Below are 21,349 nucleotides of genomic sequence, written 5' to 3'. Positions count from 1 at the left end.
TACTATAATTATCTTTTATATTTTCATTATATCTCTTATTGTATTAGCTCTAATTTCATCTATATTTCTATAATGATTATTTTTTTTATGTAATTGCTTCAAATGATTATTTTTACCCAAGAAAAACATATAGTATAAAGAATCCAATTCTATATCATCAAACATTCCATAATAAAGCCCTACCCTAAGCCATAAACTATGATTTATTAATTCTCTATATTTTAATGTTCTTGCCGCTGATAATATAGCTCTGCTTCTATATACTCTGTCTTCTATTTTCACACTATCTATTTTTTTTATTCTATTTCTAATTTTTTTCTCTTTTTCTGATATTTCTTTGACTTTATTAATAATACTATCAAGTATAAACTTTTCTGTAACTCCAAGCATAATATTATTCTTAATATTAATCAAACCATTTTTTATAGTAACATCAAAACCTAATTTATAGCATTCATTAGTCAAATGTTCTATATTGTCAGGAGTTTTCCATATAATGCAAGGAACGGCCATACATACATCCAAATTCATAGATATTCCTATTATATTAGGAGAACTTGTCAAATATCCGAATTTTTTATCATAAGCAAAGTCTACTTTTTTATCAAGCATGTTTTCTATTTTATAAGCCGAATCAAAACATCTTTCTAATTCAAGACCTCTTGCAATAGTTTGGATTTCCAAATGTTGATTGGAGTTAATCAATATTGAAATATAACCATTAATATCTGTATATAAAGAAGCATTTAATAGATTTCTTTCTTTTGGAACTGTAAGATTTTCTATTAATATTCGTATATCTAATGCTGAAAGATCTAGTATTCTAGAATATGTCAATCCCAAATTAATATCATTTATATTTGGCTTAAGTATAGTATTTACTTTTTCAAAATCATCCTTATCCATATTATAAAAAAATCTCATATTATCGATATTTCTATAAATGGATACTTTTGAATATAAGACTATATTATCATCAGTACCTTTTTCATATATCCAATTTGCTATATTATTAATGGACATCTTTTTTTTCGCTCTTGTTTTTTTTAGATATTAAATCTTTTTGCAGATTCTCAAGTTTATCTCTTATCAAAGCAGCTTCTTCATATTTCTCTATTTTTATTAATAATTCTATCTCTTCTCTATATTTTTCTATTTTTATTTCTATATCTCTATATGTAAGGTTTTTATTAGATACTCTTCCAATATGCTTATTTTCTTTATGTATTTTCTTTACAACCTTATTAATATCAGATTTCAGATGTTCATAACATTTAGGACATGAAAGTACTCCTGTCTTTATGAAATCATCTAAAGAATATCCGCATACTTTGCATAATTTATTAGAGCTAGATACTTTCTTCCTTTTCTTTTTAGAAGGTATAGATTTATAATTTGGGAATATGGTATCGATATTATTAAACTCAAGTTCAAGACATTTTTCTATAATATTACCATTAACTTCGCAATTTTTGCATATATGTATTTGATAGCTATTATTACCTATCTTTTCATTAATATGCAACACAGCGTTTTCCTTACCGCATATATCACACAACATAAGAACCCCTAATAAATTATTTAGAAAATTTTACCATTTAATAAAAAAAAAAGCAAATTATAACTTTAATTTAATAAAAATATTTAAATCTTCTTTATTAGTAATCTTTATATTATTAGAAGAACATTCAACTATTCTCACATCTCCAAAATATTTGCTGTATATTTCAGCATCATCAGTAGCTAAACTCTTATTTTTATCATTCATATATTTTTCTATGGCATTCATATAATTTTCAAATTTAAAAGCCTGAGGAGTAGCAGCTCTGTAAAGATAAGTTCTATCTATAGTTGATACTATTTTCTTATCATCATCGGCCTTTTTTATAGTATCAACAACTTTAGAAGCAAGTATAGCCGCATCAAACTCTAAAACAGATTCATATAAAGACTTAATTTCTTTTTTGCTTACAAGAGGCCTAACACCGTCATGTATAAACACATAATCTGTTTTTATATCTTCTATAGAGTTATTTAAAAATTTCATTGCTTCATATACAGAATAAACCCTTTCACTTCCTCCTGATATATAATAAATATTCTTTTTCACAGAGCTTTTTATATCATTGCAATTTTTTATTATTTTTTTTATATTATTAATTTCATCTTCAGAACTTACTAATACTATATTCTTAAAATTAAATTTAAGCATTGAACAAAGAGTATGTATAAAAATAGGCTTATTATCAACTTTTATGAACTGCTTTTTTACTTTTCCTCCAAATCTTTTTGAACTTCCTGCTATAAGCATTATTAAAGTTGTATTCATAATCTTATCCATTACTATCCTGATTATTTTTATTATTCTTCTTATTTTTAAGTTCTTCTTTTCTCTTTTCTTTCTCTCTTTTTCTCTCTTCTCTAAGTCTATGTCTAGCTTCTCTTCTCTCCTGAACCTGAGCTTTTACTTTTATTCTATGAGCTTCTTTTTCTTTTCTTCTTTCTTCTCTGTATTCTTCATATTCTTTATTCATCTTTTCTCTTCTTTCTTTTATCTCTTCTAACTGCATTCTCCACTCAGCTCTCTCTAATCTTTTCATTTCTTCTTTTTTCTTTTCTTTCTCTTCTCGTTCTTTCATTTTTTCTATTTTTTCAAACTCTTTTTCTCTAAATAATACAAGCTGTACAGGATCTTTAATTTTACTTAACTTATTTCTCATTTTTTGAATATAATCTTTTCTCTTACCAATATTATGAGGAAAAAGTTTTGCACCCAACTCATCTATAAATAGTCTAGTTCTTAAAATAATACTGTTTTGAGTTCTTATATTAATAACAGAACGCCAAGGGGTTTTTGATATTATAATCAAGGCTATTATTCCAGCCATTGTATTTGAAAATAAATTGCCCCAAAATACAGCCCAATATGATAAATATTTCGTAGTTACTATTATAAATATAAATCTCAAAAACCATATTCTAAGTATACTAATTAAAAGAGGCACCCTAGTCCTTCCAAGTCCTATTAAAGCTCCCTGCACTACCATAGTAACCCCAAAACCTAATACTCCTAATGCGAATATAGGTAAAGAACCATTAGCAACCCTTAAATCCTCTGCCTCCCTTGTAAAAAGAACAGTTATATAAGGAGTAAGCGGAATAACAACAGCTATAAGTATAATAGCCGTAATAGCACTCATCAATATTCCGGTATAGCATGATTTTCTTGCTTTATCAGCATATTTTGCCCCTATATTCATACTAACCATAGTAGTCACAGCTGAACCGAATGCCGCAGGCAAATTAAAACATACTGTTGTAATATTATTTGCTATTCCTTGTCCGTTTAATATAGCAGCACCATATCTTTCAACTTCTGTATTAATTAGGAAAAAGCCTAAATTGCTTAAAAAAGTTGTAAGCATTGAAGGCACTCCTATTAACATAAGCTCTTTTAAAATAGTAACATCAAATTTAAAATCTTTTAATGATAATTTATCATCACTATCTTTAATAAATAAATCATAATACATCCAAGCTGTAACTATTGTATAAGTTGAAAATGAAGCAAGAACACTTCCAACAATCTTTAAATGCATAAAATAAACATATATAAAATTAAATACTATTTTTAAAAGCAATAATATTACACTTCTTATAAAAGTAGCTTCTGGTTTACCATTGGCATTTTTTATACCATTATACAAAGCTGCCAAAAATGTCATAGGCATAACGAAACTATATAATGACAAATATTGAAATACATTTTCTTTAACACCAGGCTGCAAATTCATAGATACCAATATGCTTACAAGGTAAAGAGTAGGTCCCATAGCAATACCGAATAAAACACCTGTTACAACTATTTGAGTAGCTATTTTTTTGGCATTTTTAAAATCCCCAAGACCATTATACTGTCCAACTATAGCCATAGCAGCAACACCAAGCCCCTGAGATAATGCTGTCATCATATTAATTATAGGCTCAGAAAAATTAACACTGCTTGCTATAACAGTACCTGTAACATTATTTAAAAATAACCCATCCATTAAAGGTATTAATGACTGAACTAAACTCATCATTAAAGTTGGAATGGACAGCATTATAAGAGTATTTGTAATAGAACCATGAAGTATTAAGTCACGTCTTGCTTCTGTAGATTGGCTTTTAAAAAAATTAACCATGCTGCTCCCTTGAATATAAAAAAATATCCCTCAACTATATTGATATAATAAAACAATAATATTATTAATAAGATAAAATATTATATCAATAATAATAAACTTTTTAAATATCATTTTTTATAAAATAAAAAAATTAGAAGCATAATTTCATAATAAAATAATAAAAAATTAATTTCTTATATTGCCTAAACTAGGATCATTTATCTCTTCATCTTGAAGTAAATATATATTATTATTGCCGTCATTATTATTTTGAGTAGTATTGTTTTCTACTTCCTCATCTAAAGGAGTATAATAAAGTTTTTCCTCTTCTTCTGTAATAATATCGTTTGTCTCTAATTCTCTTCTTGTAGTACCGCTTCTTATATGATCTATAGGACATTGAGAAGATAAATCTACATTTCCTCCAAAAGTCAAAGGCTTTGTATTAACACATGTATGATTTCTAGGAAGTCCTGAATCTTCACATATCTCTACAATAAGTACATCTTCCGGTATAGGCCAGTTAAATTCTCTCTTTGAAGCAGGAGTTATAGCATTAAGATATTGAAATGTAGCTAAAGCAGTTGTAGCTCCTCCTGTAACATTATTAGGAAGTACATCATTTCTATCACTTCCTATCCAAGTTATAGTAACTATTTCATCATTATAAGCAGCAAACCAGTTGTCTCTATGCTCACTTGTAGTACCTGTCTTAGCAGAATATGAAGGATAATTAAATCCGTAAGTATTAGCACTTCTATATGCTGTTCCTCCAGGAGCTATAACTTTTTGTAGTGTTGTATTTAAAAAGTAATATGATGAAGGGGATGTTGAACTTATTTTATGAGGTGTTCTATCAACTAAAGCTGTTACGCTAAGTTCATTACCATCCATATCTATAACTTTATCCACTATATAGGCATCGTATTTTATACCATCATTAGCTAAAGCTGCATAAGCTGATGCTAAATTAAGCGGACTCATTTCTATAGTACCCAATCCTATAGATAATGCATTAGGTATATAGGCATCTTCTCCAAAAAACTCTCTGGAATGCTCTATAAAATATGATAATCCTATATCATTTAAAAGCTTAACGGCTATTGTATTTATTGATTTTGATAAAGCAGTTTCTAAAGTAATTTCTCCTCTGTATCTCCTGTCAAAATTTCTAGGAGAATAAGCAGGTTTTCCAGGTCCCTGAGGATAACTGTAATTTGTATCCATCATAGATGAAAAAGGCTGAGCACCTCCTTCAAAAGCATACAAATATATAAAAGGCTTTATAACACTGCCTATTTGTCTTTTTGCCTGAACTGCTCTATTAAACTGATTTTGTAAAGTATATCCGTCACCGCCTATCATAACAAGTATTCCGCCTGTTTTAGGATCTATTGATACCATAGCACCCTGATAACTGCGGTTGGATGTAGTTGTTTGCAAATTTCTTATTTTTTCTTTCATTACAGCATCAGCTTCTCTGTAATATCTTTCATTAACAGTTGTATATATTTTTAATCCAGATAAAGCCAATTCATCTTTATTAAAATAATTTAAAAGCTCCTGTCTTACATATTCATTAACATAAGGAGTTCTGTTTACAGTCATTTTCCATTGAGCACCTTTAACCTGACCGCTTATGCTTGTATATTGTTTATCAAATAATTCAAGCTCTTCTTTCATAGTATTTTTATCTATAATATTATTTTTAACAAGTCTTGATAAAATCTGCTCAACTTTTCTTCTGCTGTTGTCTGGATTATTTACTATAGAATAATATGTAGGATTAGGAAGCATTCCTACAAGTATAGCATATTCAAGAAGTCTGCATTGTCTTAAAGGTTTATTAAAATAATACTGAGATGCTGCCTCAAAACCGTAGTTCCCATCACCAAGATAAACAGTATTAAAATACATGGCAAGAATTTCTTTTTTGGTATACTTATCCTCTATCTCTCTTGCCGCAAACATTTCAAACAGTTTCCTTTCAACAGTTCTTTCACTCTTTGTAAACAGCAATTTAGCAAGCTGCTGCGTAAGTGTAGAACCTCCTCCAACTATTTTTCTAGTTATTACGGTTTGAATAGCCAAATATACAGTTCTGAAATAGTTTATACCATGATGCGAATAAAATTTCTGATCTTCCATCAAAAGCAAAGTCTGTTCTAAAAGAGGGTTAATATCATCAACATTAACAACCTCATAGGCAGGAGGCATATATTCCCCTATTAATATATTGTTTCTATCATATATTTTTGTAGGAGGAGAATCACCGAAAGGATTTAACGGATTAAAATACCTTATTCTTTTCTCATTTCCTCTAATAACTATTATATTATAATATTCCTCAAGCATAGCCATACTTTGAGTTCTTCTTGATACCCAATCTTTATATACCCCTCCAACGAAGTATATTCCTACTATACCTACTGCTGATATAACAAGAAGTGAAATAATTAAAATAGTTACTATAAATCTTTTTAATTTAGATTTCTTTTTTATGCCGTTATTTTCTTGATTTTTTTTCTTTTTATTAAACATTTAAAAACAAACACCGTATTTACATAATATTATAGTTATATGATACTATGATATAAATAACATTGCAAGCGAAATTTATATTTATAAATTAAACTTTAAATATTTTAATTTATAAATATTTGACTTTTTATAAAATTAATAATATCATTAAAAACTACAAATATAATTTTTAATTTTAGAGGTAAAAATGGAAAAAGTGCAAATAGAAAATGTCGAGCTAACATTATCCCATCCTGATAATTTAAATATAAAATGGACTGGACAGAATGATTTAGTAAGACAAATAATGGCTTCTTGGAATGTAATATCCGATGATGATATACCTCTAAACCCTAGAATTGTAGGAAAGCCTGGTGCTGGAAAAACTACACTTTCATATTATGTAGCTAAAGAACTCCTTAAAAGAGATGTTTATATATTTCAATGTACAGTAGATACAAGACCGGAAGATTTAATTATTATACCTGTAATATCAGAAAATAATAAAATAAGTTATCATGCTTCAAGTTTAGTTACAGCTATGATTAAAGGCGGAGTAGCAATACTAGATGAAGGAAACAGAATGAGTGAGAAAACTTGGGCTTCTCTTGCTCCTCTTCTTGATGACAGAAGATATGTAGAAAGTGTTATAGCGGGAATAAAAATAAAAGCTCATCCTGATTTTAGAGTAATAGTTACTATGAATGATGATGCCAGCACTTTTGAACTTCCAGAATATATACATTCACGTCTTCAGCCTACTATAGAATTGCCTTTCCCTGATGTAAAAGAAGAGTATGATATATTAAAAATGAATCTTCCTTTCGCTGATGATGAAATATTAAAAATAACTGTAGGATTCTTGCAAAAATCTCATATACATAATGCATCATTTTCTGTAAGAGATGGTATCAATATGGCAAGATATGCAATGAAATTATACAAAACAAATATTGCAAGCAGTAAAGATACATCATTTCTAATAGCATTAAAATCTGTTCTTGGAAGCGAAGGACTTAGAATATTAAGTCTTAATATGGATGATGATAATATGCATAATACAAAGTAATCAATAATTATGAAACTTTATATTTCCATTTTCAAGCATAAAGCCGTAAATGGAATTATCAAACATATGTATTCCTCTAAGTTTATTAAAACCGTCTATTCCTAAATACTCTTTACTATAATTTTGAGATAAAAAAGGATTTGTACGTATAAAAAAATACATACCATTATCCATACCTGTATAAGTTACTCTTCCATTATTTGCCATACCTACAGCAAGAGAATTATCCCTACATGGGACTTTATAAGATTCTTTCAATTTAAAATCATCTAATTTTGATGTATATATAATATCTTCCTGATGCTTTCCATTGACTATATTCATAGTAAGTATCGCTAATACTTCCTTATCAATTATATAAACACAATCAACTATTTCCCTATATGACATATTATCTGCATCAATATATTCAACTTCTGATAAAGAATATCTATTTTCCATTTTTCCTGTATGCATATCGTATATATCAAGTATAGGAATTCTCTCTTTATTTCTTTTTAATACAGCAAATTTATTATTGGTTAATGTAAGAAGTTTTACTACAGATTCATATTCATTATCTATTATACTGTCTATAGTATATAATGTATTTCCATTAGAGGATATTTTATTCAAAGAAACTAAACCAACTTTCGTATAATTAGTATTAGTTACCGTAATAGTATACGTTTCTATATGAGGAGTATCATCTCCTATACTTGAAGGCTCTTCTGAAGGTAAAGACATCATAGCATTACTTACAACAACATCTCCAATATATCTTAAATCATATCCTGTTATATAAATATTAGCATTAGAATCTATTAGCGATATTTTTGAAGTTTCAAGATTAGTATACTCCAATGGAAAGCTATTAACATTACTTCCAGAAGCTATGATCATTTTTGAATTTGATACATCCAAAGCATATACCACATCATCTTTTACATGATAGAAATCTCCAAAATAATAATCATTATTAACTTTATATATTTTAGGACTATCTAAATTGACAAATTCATTATCATAAACAGCTATATCTTTTCCTAATGAAAGTTCAGTAACAATCTTTGCAGGAACTATTAAAGGTCTTGGAAGACATGAAACCATAACAAACATCATAATTAATAGTATAATTTTTATCTTCATAAAACATATTCCATTTTAAAGTACATTAATTAATTCTTTTAAAGTTAAAGTTGAAGTTCCTCTCTTACCCACAACTACACCGGCAGCAGCATTTGCTATTTCTGATGACTCTTTAAAAGAAATACCAACTGACAAACACATAGCAAGAACAGATATAACAGTATCACCGGCTCCTGAAACATCAAATACACTTTTGGCTTTGGTAGGTATTATATAAGGGCTTTTTTTGTCTTTAAGTTTTATATCCTTATCAAATAAAGCCATACCATTTGCACCTAATGTTATCATAAGTTTTGATAAATTTAACTTTCTTATTATACTGTTGCCCAATATATTTATAGCGTTTTTATCAAATTCATAGAATGGGAACTTACTATCCATTCCTTCTGTAGCTTCTTTCAAATTAGGTGTCATCAATGTAGCTCTTTTATAGAATGAAAAATGTTTTATAGCAGGGTCAACAAGAACTAATTTATTTTTTTTATTGCATGTATCTATTATCTTTTTTGCTAATGGTTTAGTAACAACGCCTTTATTATAATCACTTATAATAACAACATTATAATCATCAATATTATCCAAAAAAACCTTTTCTATTTTTTTCATTATTATATTTGAAAAAGGTTTCGTATCTTCTTCATCTATTCTAACTATCTGCTGAGTACCTGCAACTATTCTAGTTTTTGTTATAGTATATCTGCTGTCATCGATAACTATACCTGAAGTTGATATATTAGAATAATTCATACTCTCTGTTATAATATCTGCAGATTTATCTTTACCTATAACTCCTATTAGAAACATATTCTCATTACTATTCTTTCCTATTAATGCGGATATATTTCTTGCAACGTTTCCAGCTCCGCCTAGATAATTCTCTTCATGGTTTACATGCAAAACCGGAACAGGAGCTTCGGGAGATATTCTTATAACATCTCCGTAAGTAAATCTGTCAAGCATTAAATCGCCTATAACTAGAACTTTTGATTCTGTAATTTTCTGAGCTTTATTTTTTAAATCCATACTGTATTCTGTCTTCTACATTAAAATTAATTCGTATAAAATTATAACATAAATAATAAAAAATTGTAAATTTGAAATATTCTAAATAACTTTATAAACACTCATAATAAGAATCTTTTTCTTTATTCATCTTATATAGCTTTATATCATTATTGTTTATTATTCGTCTTATTATTTCTATATTGGAATCATCAAAATCATTACTGAAATATATGCTTTTTATTTTGAAAACTGAATCATCATTTAATACAGCCCTATAATAATCATCATAATTTGAATCATAAGACTTATATGCAAACATAGAAACAATAGAATCATAACTGTCTGTTTCATCTTTAATCAAAAATTTAGCATTCTTTCCATAAATACTATCTTTATTATAATATTTACTATCTAAAACAACAGCATTATCGCTTGAACTTTGATATTCTATGCATAAAGTATTATTATCTAATATTGAATTATTATATAAACTGAACGTAGATATTTTTATTTTATCAATTATAGTTTTTATTGATTTTAATTTATTATGCTCCATTAAATTTACTAGCATATTATATAAATTATGAGATTCAATTTTACTTTCAAATATTAATTTTAATGAATTTGTATCATAAGTCATATATTTGTATAAACTTCTTCCATAATATTTGTTATGAATATTATAATGTTCAATACTTTTATTTAATGATTTTTCAAATAAACTTAAAAAATCATCATAACTTATAATATTTTTCTTAAGTAAAGTATATGATAGAAGAAACACATTATAACTTGCAAAATTATCATTATTCAAATCAAAATTATCTATATATCTGCTGTAAGTATTCAAAAGCAAGTCATAATCTTTTTTTAAATAATAAATAATAGCTAAATTATTATATAAATAGAAAGAAGATTTCTCAATTTCTATTAGCTTATTATAATAAAGGCAGGCATTATCATAATCTTTCAAATGATAATAAGACACTGCAAGCATATTATAAACATCAGCAGATTTATTTTGTATTTTATGAGAATACTCTATTACTTTATCATATTTAGAATTATTAAAGCATATAGTAATTAATTTATCATAATGCTTAAATGAGTTAGGCTTTAACTGCAAAATTTTATCAGCTAAATATAGAGCATTATCATATTCTTCCAAATCAAAATATATATTGAACAATGTTTCATAAGCATTATTATATGAAGGATCAAGCTCTAATACTTTATTTAAATATATCAAAGCTTTTTCTTTTTCTCCTAAATAATAATAAGATAATCCTATTCCATTATATGAATCTATATTCCCTCTGTTTATCTCTAAAGATTTATTAAAATTTTCTATAGCCATTTCATAATTTTTTAAATTATAATATGCCAATGCCAAATTATTATAAGCCTTATAATATCTGTCATTAATCTCTATAGACTTCTTAAAAAACTCTACAGACTTGCTGTACTCTTCATTAGATGAATAGCATACGCCTATAAAATTATAAGCCTTATATGCATTGCTGTTTTTTTCTATAACCTTTTCAAAACATTCTATAGCTTCATAATAATATTTTTTTGAATAGAAACTTATTCCCAATTTATTATAATCACTAAATGTATTAGGATCTAATTTTCTTGCCTTATCAAAATAAAAAGCGGCTTTATCAAAAATTTTTCTATTAAAATAAACTAAAGCCAAATTATTATAAGCACTGGCATATTTAGGATTAATATCTATTGATATATTGAAATATTTTACAGCATTATCATAATCTTTCAAAAATGAATAAATAGCACCTAAAGTATTTGATATTTTATATGATTTATTAGAATTAAGAAATTTAACAAAACATTCTATTGCTTTTTCATAATTAGATACCTTATAATAACTCATTCCAAGCATATCATAAGCCTTAAAAACCATTTCATCTAAAGATTTAGAATGCTCAAAAAACTCTATTGCTTCATTATATTTTTTATTTTTATAGTAAAACAAGGCCAAATTATTATAAGCCTTATCATATTTTGGATTAATCTCTATGGACTTGTTAAAATTTTCTATAGCCTTTACATAATCTTTTTTTTCAAAATAACTTATTCCAAGCAGATTATAAGCCTTGTAAGAATTAGGGGTAATTTTTAAAGTCTCATTGAAACATTCTATAGCTTTATCATACTGCTTTATAGCATGATAGCTTATTCCAAGTAAATTATATGATTTGAAAGTTTTTATATCTACTTTTCTGGCTTCTTCAAAATACTTAATAGCATCTTCATACTCCTTCATCTCAACGCATACTTGTCCCTTATATAGGTTTGCTCTATAATTTTTAGGAACTTTTTTTAATATAACATCGAGTATTTCAAGAGTTTGATCATAATCTTCATTGCTTAAACGGTATGAAGCTTCATTTAAAAGATAATCCATTTTAGTATTATACATAAAAACCCCATATACATTATATAATTATTTTACAATGAATATATATATTATGTCAACAATAAATTATGATTTTTTAATTGTATATTATTAATAATGAATTATACTTAAATTAATAATAGGAGAAATAAAATATGAAAGAATTTCAAGCTAAATCATTATTAATTGTAAGTATTTTATCTTTAGTAACATGCGGAATATACTTAATTTATTGGATATACATTACTACAAACGATGTTAACACTTATATGGAAAAAGAATATATGAGCCCTGCATTAGCAGCTATTTTGTTAATAGCAACATGCGGATTATTTACTATATATTGGTTCTATAAATACGGAACTGTTGTTTTTAATGAAATGAGCAAAAAGGCAGAATTGGATAGTTACGGAGAAAGTGCTGTTGTATTAGCGATACTTATTCTAGTGCCATTCGGATATATTTATTCTGTTGTTACTTTACAATCTAAATTAAATTTTATTTATGATAAAATTAATAAAAAATAATTAATTTGAAAAAATTCTAGTTTTTATAGGACATTATTTTACAATGTAAGCCATCAATACATAATGTCAGAGTATTTAAATATTTATTATTTTTATATAAAAATAAGCTTACTATAAAACTATATTTATTAATATTTCAAAATTATTTATAATATCAATACTATAAGAATATTCCTATATACAATTAATTATTTATTTTTTTTAATAATTCATCTAGCTTTTTTGTAATATTTTTAGCTTCACTTTTACTAATATTTATATTTTTAAAACTATCTCTAAATTCCAATCTTAATATAGCAAATCCGCTTTTTATACCTTCAATATCTTTATCTGTTAAAATAACCTCAAATTGAACAGCCTGTAATCAGCTGGTTGTGTAACTAAAACTTTTATTAAGATCAGATACTTTATCAATAATACTATTTGGTTTTATTTCTATAATATGATTATTCTCACATCTTATTAAAGCTTTATCTAATGAAAAAACAGAAGAAGGCAAATAAATTATAGCTGCACTCATAATAATTGTATTATTATCACCATTTGCTGTTCTAAATCTAATTTGTGCACACCAATCAAGTCCGGATTTAGCATAATTTATATTTACATGATCTATTTGATAATATTCTGTACCATAAAATTCATCTTTTATTACCTTTACTTTTGCAAAAGATATTGATGTTATAAAAAACAATAAAATAATAGCTAATATTTTTTTCATAAAAAATCCAAATTAGTTTTATACTATTATGTTATATAATAATATACATGTTTTTTCAATAAATGTATATTATTTAAAGTTTTATTAAAATAATTTTTAGTTTATATTAATAATACTTATTTTTAATTAAATGAGCCAAAAGGCAGAATTAGATAGTTATGGAGGAAGTGCTGTTGTATTAGCCATACTTATTCTAGTGCCATTTGGATATATTTATTCTATTGTTGCATTACAATCTAAGTTAAATATTATTTTCACAAAAATAACAACTAATATATAGTTAAAAATTTAGAAAAAACTTGGGTGGGTATGCTATTTCTAATCAGGCAATAAATATAATTTTAATTATTATTTAAAAATTAAGCTATATAAAATAAAGGGCGGGGTATGTAAAAAAATTCAATATTTTATCCTAAATATTATACTTATCACCAAAAATTCCAATTTGTTTCTAATTTTCATAGTAAAATCATAGATTTATAGCCAATTTTCAAATATTTGTAAATATATTTTACAATAATTCTTGAAACATACTTTATTTATGTATTATATGTGTTATTAAATACATAATACACATATCTTTTGTAAATTTGTTGTAAATTATTTGTAAACAAATATTGCTTAATTTTTACAATCTGCTATAATTATAAATATAAAGAGATTTTACAATACCTGTTAAGGAGATACAACATGACTAATTCATTAAACCTTTTCATTAAAATTACACCTAGCCAATTACCAGAAAACATTAGAAGATTCATAGCTTCTAATTATAGAAATGTTAAAATTGTTTATATAGACAAAATTAAAGACGAATATGAAATCAAATTAAGCAATGGTACTTATATAAATTTTGATAAAAATGGAACTTGGAATTATATAAGCAGCGATGATAAACTATCTGAAAATATACTTCCAAAAACAATAGCTAATAAAATTAAAAACATAATGAAAAAATACAATAATGCTTATATATTTGAAATCAATAAAAGAATAGAATTCTACAGAGTAAAATTAACTAACTCTTTAGAAGTATGTATAAGAAATAACGGCGAATTAATAATGGCATAATTTTTAAGTTGTATCTCTTTAAAAAATTAATTAATATATAAGGCTTGAATCTGAAAAAGATTTAAGCCTTTTATTTTAGAAAATCAAATAAAGGTATATAGGGTATTGACAAAAAACTATTATATAATAAAATGATAAAAACTAAGAGAATATATAAAAAAAGTAAATAGAAATGCAATCGCTTTAATTCTAAGTGATTGCATTTTTGTTTTATATATTTTACGCACACTAAAAAAATCATAAATATAAACTGATTATCAATCAAATTCAAATTATATATCAAATTCAGTTAAACGTACGTTGTATAAATTTTTAAATATAATCACAACTTGGGCGGGTGCTGAAATTTCTAATTAGGCAAAAGCCTCAAATAAAATTTTAATTGCAAAATAAGTTTATAAAGAATAAAAGGCGGGGTATGTAAATAAAGCTTTAAAACTCAAATTACATATGCCCACCCTTTATACTTTTTTAAAATCACTGTTATTTTTGTGTTATATTTCTTTTTAGTTTTTATCTGTTATTTTAACACCCATCCTAGATTTATTTAAGTTTAAAAATATATTCACCGCACGAATAATGAAATTATAAATATTTGATTATTTTTTTAATTATAATTTTAATTATGTATAAGAATTTTCACACCGTGCGTAACTCAATAAAAAACTAATTACATAGATATTATTATTTTTCCATCTGTATGTTTTTGTAAAACGCATTTTAAAGCCTCTGAAGCATTATCCATATTAAATACTGTAGAATATATTTTAGGTTTTATATTTTTATCTTCTACAATTTTTGTAATTTTACGAAGCTGTTCTCCGTCAGCACGTACAAACATAAAACGATATTCTTTTTGCTCATTCATTGCTTTTTTATCATACTTATAACCTGCAAGAGAAAATAATAATTTTTTGAAAAAAGGAAGTTTATTATCTTCAGCAAACTTTTTATTAGGGCTAGTTCTCAAGCTCAAAAGACGTCCTCCTTTCTTTAATACTGATAATTCTCTGTCAAATTCATTCGCCCCAAGAGTATCTATAACATAATCAACATTTGAAACTAATTCTGAGTAATTTTCTTTATTGTAACTAATATATTTATCAGCCCCTAAATTGATGAAATGTTCTTTTAATCTTTCATTTCCAGAAAGTATAATATTTAAACCTAAGTATTTTCCAATTGGAACGGCAAGCTCCCCAAAACTTCCAGAACCTCCAGTTATTAAAACAGTTTCACCAGATTTAACCTCTAATTCTTCTGTAAATGCTTGATATGCAGTAAGAGCAGTTAAAGGTATTGCAGCAGATGTAATAAAATCATAATCCTTAGGAATAAGAGATATAAATTTACTATCTACTGCAACATATTCAGCAAAAGCCCCTATTTTTGATATAGTCAAACGAGTATAAACTTTATCTCCTGCTTTGAAATCGGTTACATTTTTTCCTACACTTTCAACTACACCAGAACATTCATTACCTAATGTTAAAGGCATTTTATAATCTTGTATAAGTCTTACAGCACCTGTTAATATTAATATCTCAAGAGGATTTACTGCCGCTGCCTTTACCTTAATTAATACATCATTATCAGAGATTTCAGGTATTGGAATATCGGCAATATTTATATCTATATCTTTTAAATATTTTTTTATTTGAATAGCTTTCATAATATCTCCATTTATTATTTTTTATAAAAATAAATTTATGTAGTATATAAATCAATATGAAAGTTTTAAGTATTTATTGTTACTAATGCAGTAACAATAATGTTTACATATATTGCAATACATATAAAACATATATTGTAGTTCATAAAATAAATGTATTTTAGATATTAAATTATATTGTTTTAATTTGATATTATTATTTTAACTTACACAGTAATTTTTTAAATCATAATGCATACTACCGCACGCTAAACTAGACTTATAAAAAAGCTAATTTATAAATATTATTTTGATTATTTATATAAATACATTACCGTGCGTAATTTAATAAACATATATACCGTATTGACAAAAAACCTATATACATTAGAATTGAAAAACTATATATGATAAAAAATAATTTTAATTAAAGAGTAGTTAAATAAAAATGAAAATTAAAAAGAAAAAAATGATGGCAAAGATAATGTAATAGCTTTAATAATATATCTCTTCTTATCTTTAATTATACCATCTACTGCAATATCATTTTTTGCTATGGCTGATAAAAATATAAAAGAAAAAAAGAAATAATAGATAATAATAAACAAACTAATGCAGCAAATTTTGACAAAGAAGAAGTACTTCAAAAAATAATAACATCATTATTATTAAAAGGAACTTCATCATCTAAATATAGCGGCTCAAAAGTGGATTTGAAAATTCTTGGTATAAGAGTATTAATTGTATATGGACTGACTTATATATTATCGCTTGCAATTACCGCAATTATAGCCCAAAAATATTATCATGAAGATATAAAAAATAAAAGAAGATATTAGAGAGACTATAGAAACAATATTAGTAGGGTTGATTACTCTGGCATTAATGGCATTCGTTTTAATAGTAACAGTAATAAATATGGAAAGTAATAGAGAATATTTAGCTTTCAGCGGAGTGATTTTCGGTTTTATAGCCTATGTTATCATTAGGAAAATAACATAAATTTATTAGTATTCTAAAAATATATACTGAAACGATTTCATTTTTCCGACTACCGCATATTATATAATTATTATCAACTTTTTTTGCCAAAAAAGTTGCAAAAAGACTAATAAAATAATTATATTGACAGTTTCGTTTAATGTACAGTGGTAAAATAATAATAAAAAAATTGACAAAGTTAAAAATTTTTTGCTTAATAGTTTAATTTTACGCTTACAATAAGCTAACTCAATTTATAATTCAATAAACATATATGCCGTATTGACAAAAAAAACATATGTAATAAAATATATTTAGGATTATGAAAAATAAAATGCTACTTAATTAGACATTTATTAATTTACACAATACAGTTTTATTGCCTATATAAAAAGTCTATTTTATAATAAAAAAGTATTGTCTTTATATTTTTCTAATCATAATATATATAAAGGCTTAAAATGGATAAAAAAGAATCTGCAAAATCTATAATAATTTTTGCAATATTTTTGTTTTCACCTATTATAATACCTCCTGCTCTTATAATTATATTTTCTTACAGAGATACAAATATAGGATTTGCAAAAGAAGTAGAAATAAATATAAAAAATTATTTAGAAACAACTTATTTAAAAAATATATCAAAAGAAGAAAAGAAAGTGGAATTGACAACACATATAAAAAATAGTTTATTTATAAAATATTATACGGCAAAAGCTTTTTTTAATACTATATTTATGAGAGTTTCTTTGTTATATGCTATATTGGCTATATTTACAGGTATTATACCAAATACAAAGAATGAAATTAAAGAATTCTACAGAACAATGAAAGAGGATAAAAAAAGTTTGCTATTCACACTTTTTTTATTTGCAAATGTTATTACTATAACAGTTTTATGCGTTATTAATGCTAAAAGTAAAATAGAATATTTAGCATTTAGTGCAATAATTTTTAGAAAATACTAGATACTTTCTTAGAAAGATATTCATAGTAAAAATATAAGGCAGTTATGATAAGAAAGAGAAAACATAAAGAAGAAAATATTTATATAAGAGCCATTCTTTTTATTGTACCTACTTTAACAATTAATAAAATAAAAAAAGAAGGATTAAAAAATAAAAAGGAGGCAATAATTAATTTTCTTCCATTTACTATGGATTGCAATTACTATATTTGCTTTCTTTATGTTAAAGGATAATATTATAACTGCCAAAGAATATTTAAGTATAGCAGCAGGAATTACTACTCGCAAATATATTAAGCATTAAGGATATATAAAATATTTATGAAAGATATTATTTTTAATTTAATATACAAAATCAATATACCAGAAAATGATTTATTTAGAATGTCAGCATTATTTTTATGCTCTTTTATAATAGTGTTTTTAATACTAGTTTTAATTAAAGGAGATTTTAGCTTTGATGAGTTCATTGGTGATAGTAATGGTATAGGTTTGGGTATAATTATAATATTAATAATAGCTTTTTTTGGAGTATCAGTTTTTTTTATAATAAAATACACTGAAAATACTTATGAATATATATTTATAGCAATTGGTATTATAACGGCATTATTTAATATAAATGAAGATAATATAAAAAAGACATTAATTGTTGCTTTAATATTTTTTCTTATACTTTTATATGCATCATTTTTTAATGCCCCATCCACTATAAATGATACAGCTATCAATAATCAAAACATTACAAATAATTATACTAATGATTTGAAATCTACCTTATCAACTCAGAGAAATATTGCTGACTTATTATTAGGATACAACAATCTTTTTAATTCGGTTTTATTCGAGGATATTACATTAAAAGAGTATCTAATTATAGGATTAATTTTAATTTTATCTGTAATTTTAATTATTTATATAATTAAAAGAATTGAAAAGAGAAAATCAAAATAAGATATATTAATAATTTTAATTTTTCTATTTTTTATAATAGATTCAAAATGAGAAAATTTACAATTTTTCTATTTCTTTAATATCTAATCCTGTTAATTCAGCTATAAGTTCAATGTCCATATTTTTATTTTTCATATTTTTAGCTACTAATATTTGATTTTTTTTAATACCCTTTTCTATACCTTGTTCTATGCCTTGTTCTATACCCTCTTTTATACCTTCTTCTCTTTCCCTTTTTAACATTAAATTTTGACCGTATAGAAATGCATCTCTAGCATTATAAACTTCCATTTCTTCTTTACTTGATATGAATCTTTCATATTTATCTATTACTTTAGGCATAATATTATTGACCTCCTTCAATTTTTCTTTAACTTTATCTAAATCTTTAACCGTAAAAAACTCTATCCAAGATAATATTTTATTTTTCTTAATATCATCCATGTTTGAATTATTAAGAATTTTTATAAATCTTGGTATTTCAACTATATGCATCTGCATCATATCTAATGACACATTATGATTTTCAGTATCTATTAATTTAAAACATCTATGCGGCTTACCTTCATCATAAAAGTCCATATTAAAGTTAACAAAATTAATACTTATTATCTGAATAATAGTATTATAAGGTTCATTTTCATTAATTTCGCTTACCACATTTTTAGATATATAATAAAATATTCTTTTTACAAAATCAATATTTCCAGATAATTGTATCTCTATAATGATTTTTTTATTATCTTTTGTTCTAGCTTTCACATCAAGAACAGATTCTTTGAGATTAATATTTTCAGGAAGATTATGCGGATTTATAATTTCCAAATCATGTACTTCATCAAATTTTGAATCTCTAAGTACGCAATTGACTATATTTTCTAGTATATCTTCATTACCAAGAGAGCCTAAAAGATAACGCACAAAGTAATCGTTCATTCTGTTAATATTTCTCATATAAAAATTATAACAAAAAGACAATAAAAGTAAATGTTGTTGTTATACTAAAAATTTTAGTTTTTCAATTTATATATACAACAAATACTTTTTACATTATAATCCAGCCTATTTTTATAATTTTTTTATGCATACACAAAAACAAATTTATAAAAAGTTTATGCATCAATCATACAAGCATTAAATCTTTATAATTATTCATTATTTTTTTTATTATCCTTAGTTTTAAGGTATTTACTAATTGACAATGCTATAAAAGATAGTATACCGCCACAAAAGAAAGCTGATAATTCTATTATGCTCTCTATACTTCCAGCCATATTAAAAATAGCTAAGTTTTCATGTATTTTATAAATAATAACCGAACTTATTACGAGAATTACAGCAAGTACAATAATATAAAATTTATAAGAGTAGTTTCTAAAAAAGATTATCTCCATCAAAACGCCTATAATAGCACATCCTACCATAAATATTATTACTAATCTCACATATAAATCTTTTGAATCCTCTTCAAAATCCAAGTTAGGATGCTCTCTATCTCTCCATCTTCTGCGTTTAATTTCTTTAGTTTCTATATTATTATTAAAATCATAACTATTTTCTAAAATAATATCATTATCACTTACTATATAGTTTCCATTATAAATGCTGATTTCTTCATTTTCTATATTATATACATTATAATTATATTTTATCATTTCATTATAGAATACAAAAGAAATAATAATTAATACAGCCGCTAATATACTAATCTTCATATAAACCTCTTAAAAAACCGCTTACCGAAATTAATACATATTTATCATAAATTGATTCTTATTTCAAGTACCTACATAATGTATTAATAAAAAATAAGAATTAATTTAACGCACGCAGAACTAAATAAAACTTGGGCGGGTGCTAAAAAGATAATATAAACCTTTAAATCTAAATGAAATTTGATAGCAAAACAGATTAACAATTCTTAAAGGGCGGGGAATTAGAAATAAGTTTTAAAATTTAATTACATTTGCCCACCCTTTAGGCTTTTTATTATCACTGTCATTTTTGTATTATCTTTCTTTAATTAACCTTATTTGTTATTTTAGCCGCCCACCCAAGATTTTTTTAAATTTGCTGCATATTTCAACGCACGCAGAATAAAACTAAAAATATAAATTTAATTATAATTCAAATCTAATTATATCATAAATTTTATTCACCGTGCGCTTAG

19 protein-coding genes and 1 pseudogene are annotated in these 21,349 nt (G+C 25.0%); 8 read left to right on the top strand and 12 right to left on the bottom strand.

What is annotated here, in order from left to right; all coding sequences use genetic code 11:
* Positions 1 to 15: 15 nt before the first annotated feature.
* The 5 genes from T324_RS0110660 to T324_RS0110640 all read right to left on the bottom strand — a co-directional run bounded on the left by T324_RS0110660 (position 16) and on the right by T324_RS0110640 (position 6,707).
* Complete coding sequence (locus T324_RS0110660) at positions 16 to 1,023, bottom strand: guanido phosphotransferase (RefSeq protein ID WP_028330243.1); 1,008 nt, start codon at positions 1,021 to 1,023, stop codon at positions 16 to 18.
* Positions 1,013 to 1,561 carry an excinuclease ABC subunit B gene (locus T324_RS0110655; protein WP_028330242.1) on the bottom strand — a complete coding sequence of 183 codons (549 nt, stop codon included), beginning with the start codon at positions 1,559 to 1,561 and terminating at the stop codon, positions 1,013 to 1,015. The genes T324_RS0110660 and T324_RS0110655 overlap by 11 nt, the downstream gene beginning before the upstream one ends.
* A 57-nt stretch (positions 1,562 to 1,618) precedes the next feature.
* Positions 1,619 to 2,329: an IspD/TarI family cytidylyltransferase gene (locus T324_RS0110650; protein ID WP_156920165.1), complete on the bottom strand. Its 711-nt coding sequence runs from the start codon at positions 2,327 to 2,329 to the stop codon at positions 1,619 to 1,621.
* A 4-nt stretch (positions 2,330 to 2,333) separates the two neighbouring features.
* Positions 2,334 to 4,184, bottom strand: coding sequence for an MATE family efflux transporter (locus T324_RS0110645; protein WP_028330240.1), 1,851 nt, complete (start codon positions 4,182 to 4,184; stop codon positions 2,334 to 2,336).
* A 168-nt stretch (positions 4,185 to 4,352) separates the two neighbouring features.
* Entirely contained in the window at positions 4,353 to 6,707 is a 2,355-nt protein-coding gene (locus T324_RS0110640) for a transglycosylase domain-containing protein (RefSeq protein WP_028330239.1), read from the bottom strand.
* A gap of 187 nt (positions 6,708 to 6,894) precedes the next feature.
* Between T324_RS0110640 and T324_RS0110635 the strand changes: the two genes are divergently transcribed.
* Positions 6,895 to 7,755, top strand: a complete 861-nt coding sequence (locus T324_RS0110635) for an AAA family ATPase (protein ID WP_028330238.1) — start codon at positions 6,895 to 6,897, stop codon at positions 7,753 to 7,755.
* Here T324_RS0110635 and T324_RS0110630 read toward each other — a convergent pair whose 3' ends face one another.
* The 3 genes from T324_RS0110630 to T324_RS0110620 form a co-directional block, all read right to left on the bottom strand.
* Complete coding sequence (locus T324_RS0110630) at positions 7,756 to 8,883, bottom strand: hypothetical protein (protein ID WP_028330237.1); 1,128 nt, start codon at positions 8,881 to 8,883, stop codon at positions 7,756 to 7,758.
* Positions 8,884 to 8,898: 15 nt separating this feature from the next.
* Positions 8,899 to 9,906: a D-glycero-beta-D-manno-heptose-7-phosphate kinase gene (gene rfaE1, locus T324_RS0110625; protein WP_028330236.1), complete on the bottom strand. Its 1,008-nt coding sequence runs from the start codon at positions 9,904 to 9,906 to the stop codon at positions 8,899 to 8,901.
* A 91-nt stretch (positions 9,907 to 9,997) separates the two neighbouring features.
* Positions 9,998 to 12,331 (bottom strand): tetratricopeptide repeat protein, encoded by a 2,334-nt coding sequence (locus T324_RS0110620; RefSeq protein WP_028330235.1) that lies wholly within the window; start codon positions 12,329 to 12,331, stop codon positions 9,998 to 10,000.
* Positions 12,332 to 12,462: 131 nt separating this feature from the next.
* Here T324_RS0110620 and T324_RS0110615 point away from each other — a divergent pair, with 131 nt between their 5' ends.
* Positions 12,463 to 12,834, top strand: a complete 372-nt coding sequence (locus T324_RS0110615) for a DUF4234 domain-containing protein (protein ID WP_028330234.1) — start codon at positions 12,463 to 12,465, stop codon at positions 12,832 to 12,834.
* A 364-nt stretch (positions 12,835 to 13,198) separates the two neighbouring features.
* On the opposite strand, the gene T324_RS0110605 is transcribed toward T324_RS0110615, so the two are convergent.
* The gene (locus tag T324_RS0110605; RefSeq protein ID WP_028330233.1) at positions 13,199 to 13,555 is read right to left on the bottom strand and encodes a hypothetical protein; all 357 of its coding nucleotides are present in this window, start codon (positions 13,553 to 13,555) and stop codon (positions 13,199 to 13,201) included.
* A 130-nt stretch (positions 13,556 to 13,685) separates the two neighbouring features.
* Here T324_RS0110605 and T324_RS18060 point away from each other — a divergent pair, with 130 nt between their 5' ends.
* Positions 13,686 to 13,835, top strand: coding sequence for a hypothetical protein (locus T324_RS18060; RefSeq protein WP_156920164.1), 150 nt, complete (start codon positions 13,686 to 13,688; stop codon positions 13,833 to 13,835).
* A 410-nt stretch (positions 13,836 to 14,245) separates the two neighbouring features.
* Complete coding sequence (locus T324_RS0110600; protein WP_028330232.1) at positions 14,246 to 14,626, top strand: PepSY-like domain-containing protein; 381 nt, start codon at positions 14,246 to 14,248, stop codon at positions 14,624 to 14,626.
* 670 nt (positions 14,627 to 15,296) lie between these two features.
* Here T324_RS0110600 and T324_RS0110595 read toward each other — a convergent pair.
* The gene (locus tag T324_RS0110595) at positions 15,297 to 16,298 is read right to left on the bottom strand and encodes an NADP-dependent oxidoreductase (RefSeq protein WP_028330231.1); all 1,002 of its coding nucleotides are present in this window, start codon (positions 16,296 to 16,298) and stop codon (positions 15,297 to 15,299) included.
* Positions 16,299 to 16,766: 468 nt separating this feature from the next.
* On the opposite strand from T324_RS0110595, the pseudogene T324_RS18540 reads away from it, so the two are divergent.
* The 4 genes and pseudogenes from T324_RS18540 to T324_RS0110570 all read left to right on the top strand — a co-directional run bounded on the left by T324_RS18540 (position 16,767) and on the right by T324_RS0110570 (position 19,179).
* A pseudogene (locus T324_RS18540) lies at positions 16,767 to 17,279 on the top strand (hypothetical protein).
* Between the two features lie 440 nt (positions 17,280 to 17,719).
* Entirely contained in the window at positions 17,720 to 18,226 is a 507-nt protein-coding gene (locus tag T324_RS17200) for a hypothetical protein (RefSeq protein ID WP_245580687.1), read from the top strand.
* 44 nt (positions 18,227 to 18,270) lie between these two features.
* Positions 18,271 to 18,459 (top strand): hypothetical protein, encoded by a 189-nt coding sequence (locus tag T324_RS18535; RefSeq protein WP_028330230.1) that lies wholly within the window; start codon positions 18,271 to 18,273, stop codon positions 18,457 to 18,459.
* Between the two features lie 87 nt (positions 18,460 to 18,546).
* Positions 18,547 to 19,179 carry a hypothetical protein gene (locus tag T324_RS0110570; RefSeq protein ID WP_028330229.1) on the top strand — a complete coding sequence of 211 codons (633 nt, stop codon included), beginning with the start codon at positions 18,547 to 18,549 and terminating at the stop codon, positions 19,177 to 19,179.
* A 57-nt stretch (positions 19,180 to 19,236) separates the two neighbouring features.
* Here T324_RS0110570 and T324_RS0110565 read toward each other — a convergent pair whose 3' ends face one another.
* Together T324_RS0110565 and T324_RS0110560 are read right to left on the bottom strand one after the other, a co-directional pair.
* Entirely contained in the window at positions 19,237 to 20,133 is an 897-nt protein-coding gene (locus T324_RS0110565) for an Rpn family recombination-promoting nuclease/putative transposase (RefSeq protein WP_028330228.1), read from the bottom strand.
* Between the two features lie 194 nt (positions 20,134 to 20,327).
* The gene (locus T324_RS0110560) at positions 20,328 to 20,894 is read right to left on the bottom strand and encodes a hypothetical protein (protein ID WP_028330227.1); all 567 of its coding nucleotides are present in this window, start codon (positions 20,892 to 20,894) and stop codon (positions 20,328 to 20,330) included.
* Positions 20,895 to 21,349: the final 455 nt, after the last annotated feature.

Source organism: Brachyspira alvinipulli ATCC 51933, from assembly GCF_000518245.1.
Classification (GTDB): Bacteria; Spirochaetota; Brachyspiria; order Brachyspirales; family Brachyspiraceae; genus Brachyspira; species Brachyspira alvinipulli.
The sequence above is the reverse complement of the archived record's forward strand: the minus strand, read 5'-3'. Positions and strand labels throughout refer to the sequence as shown.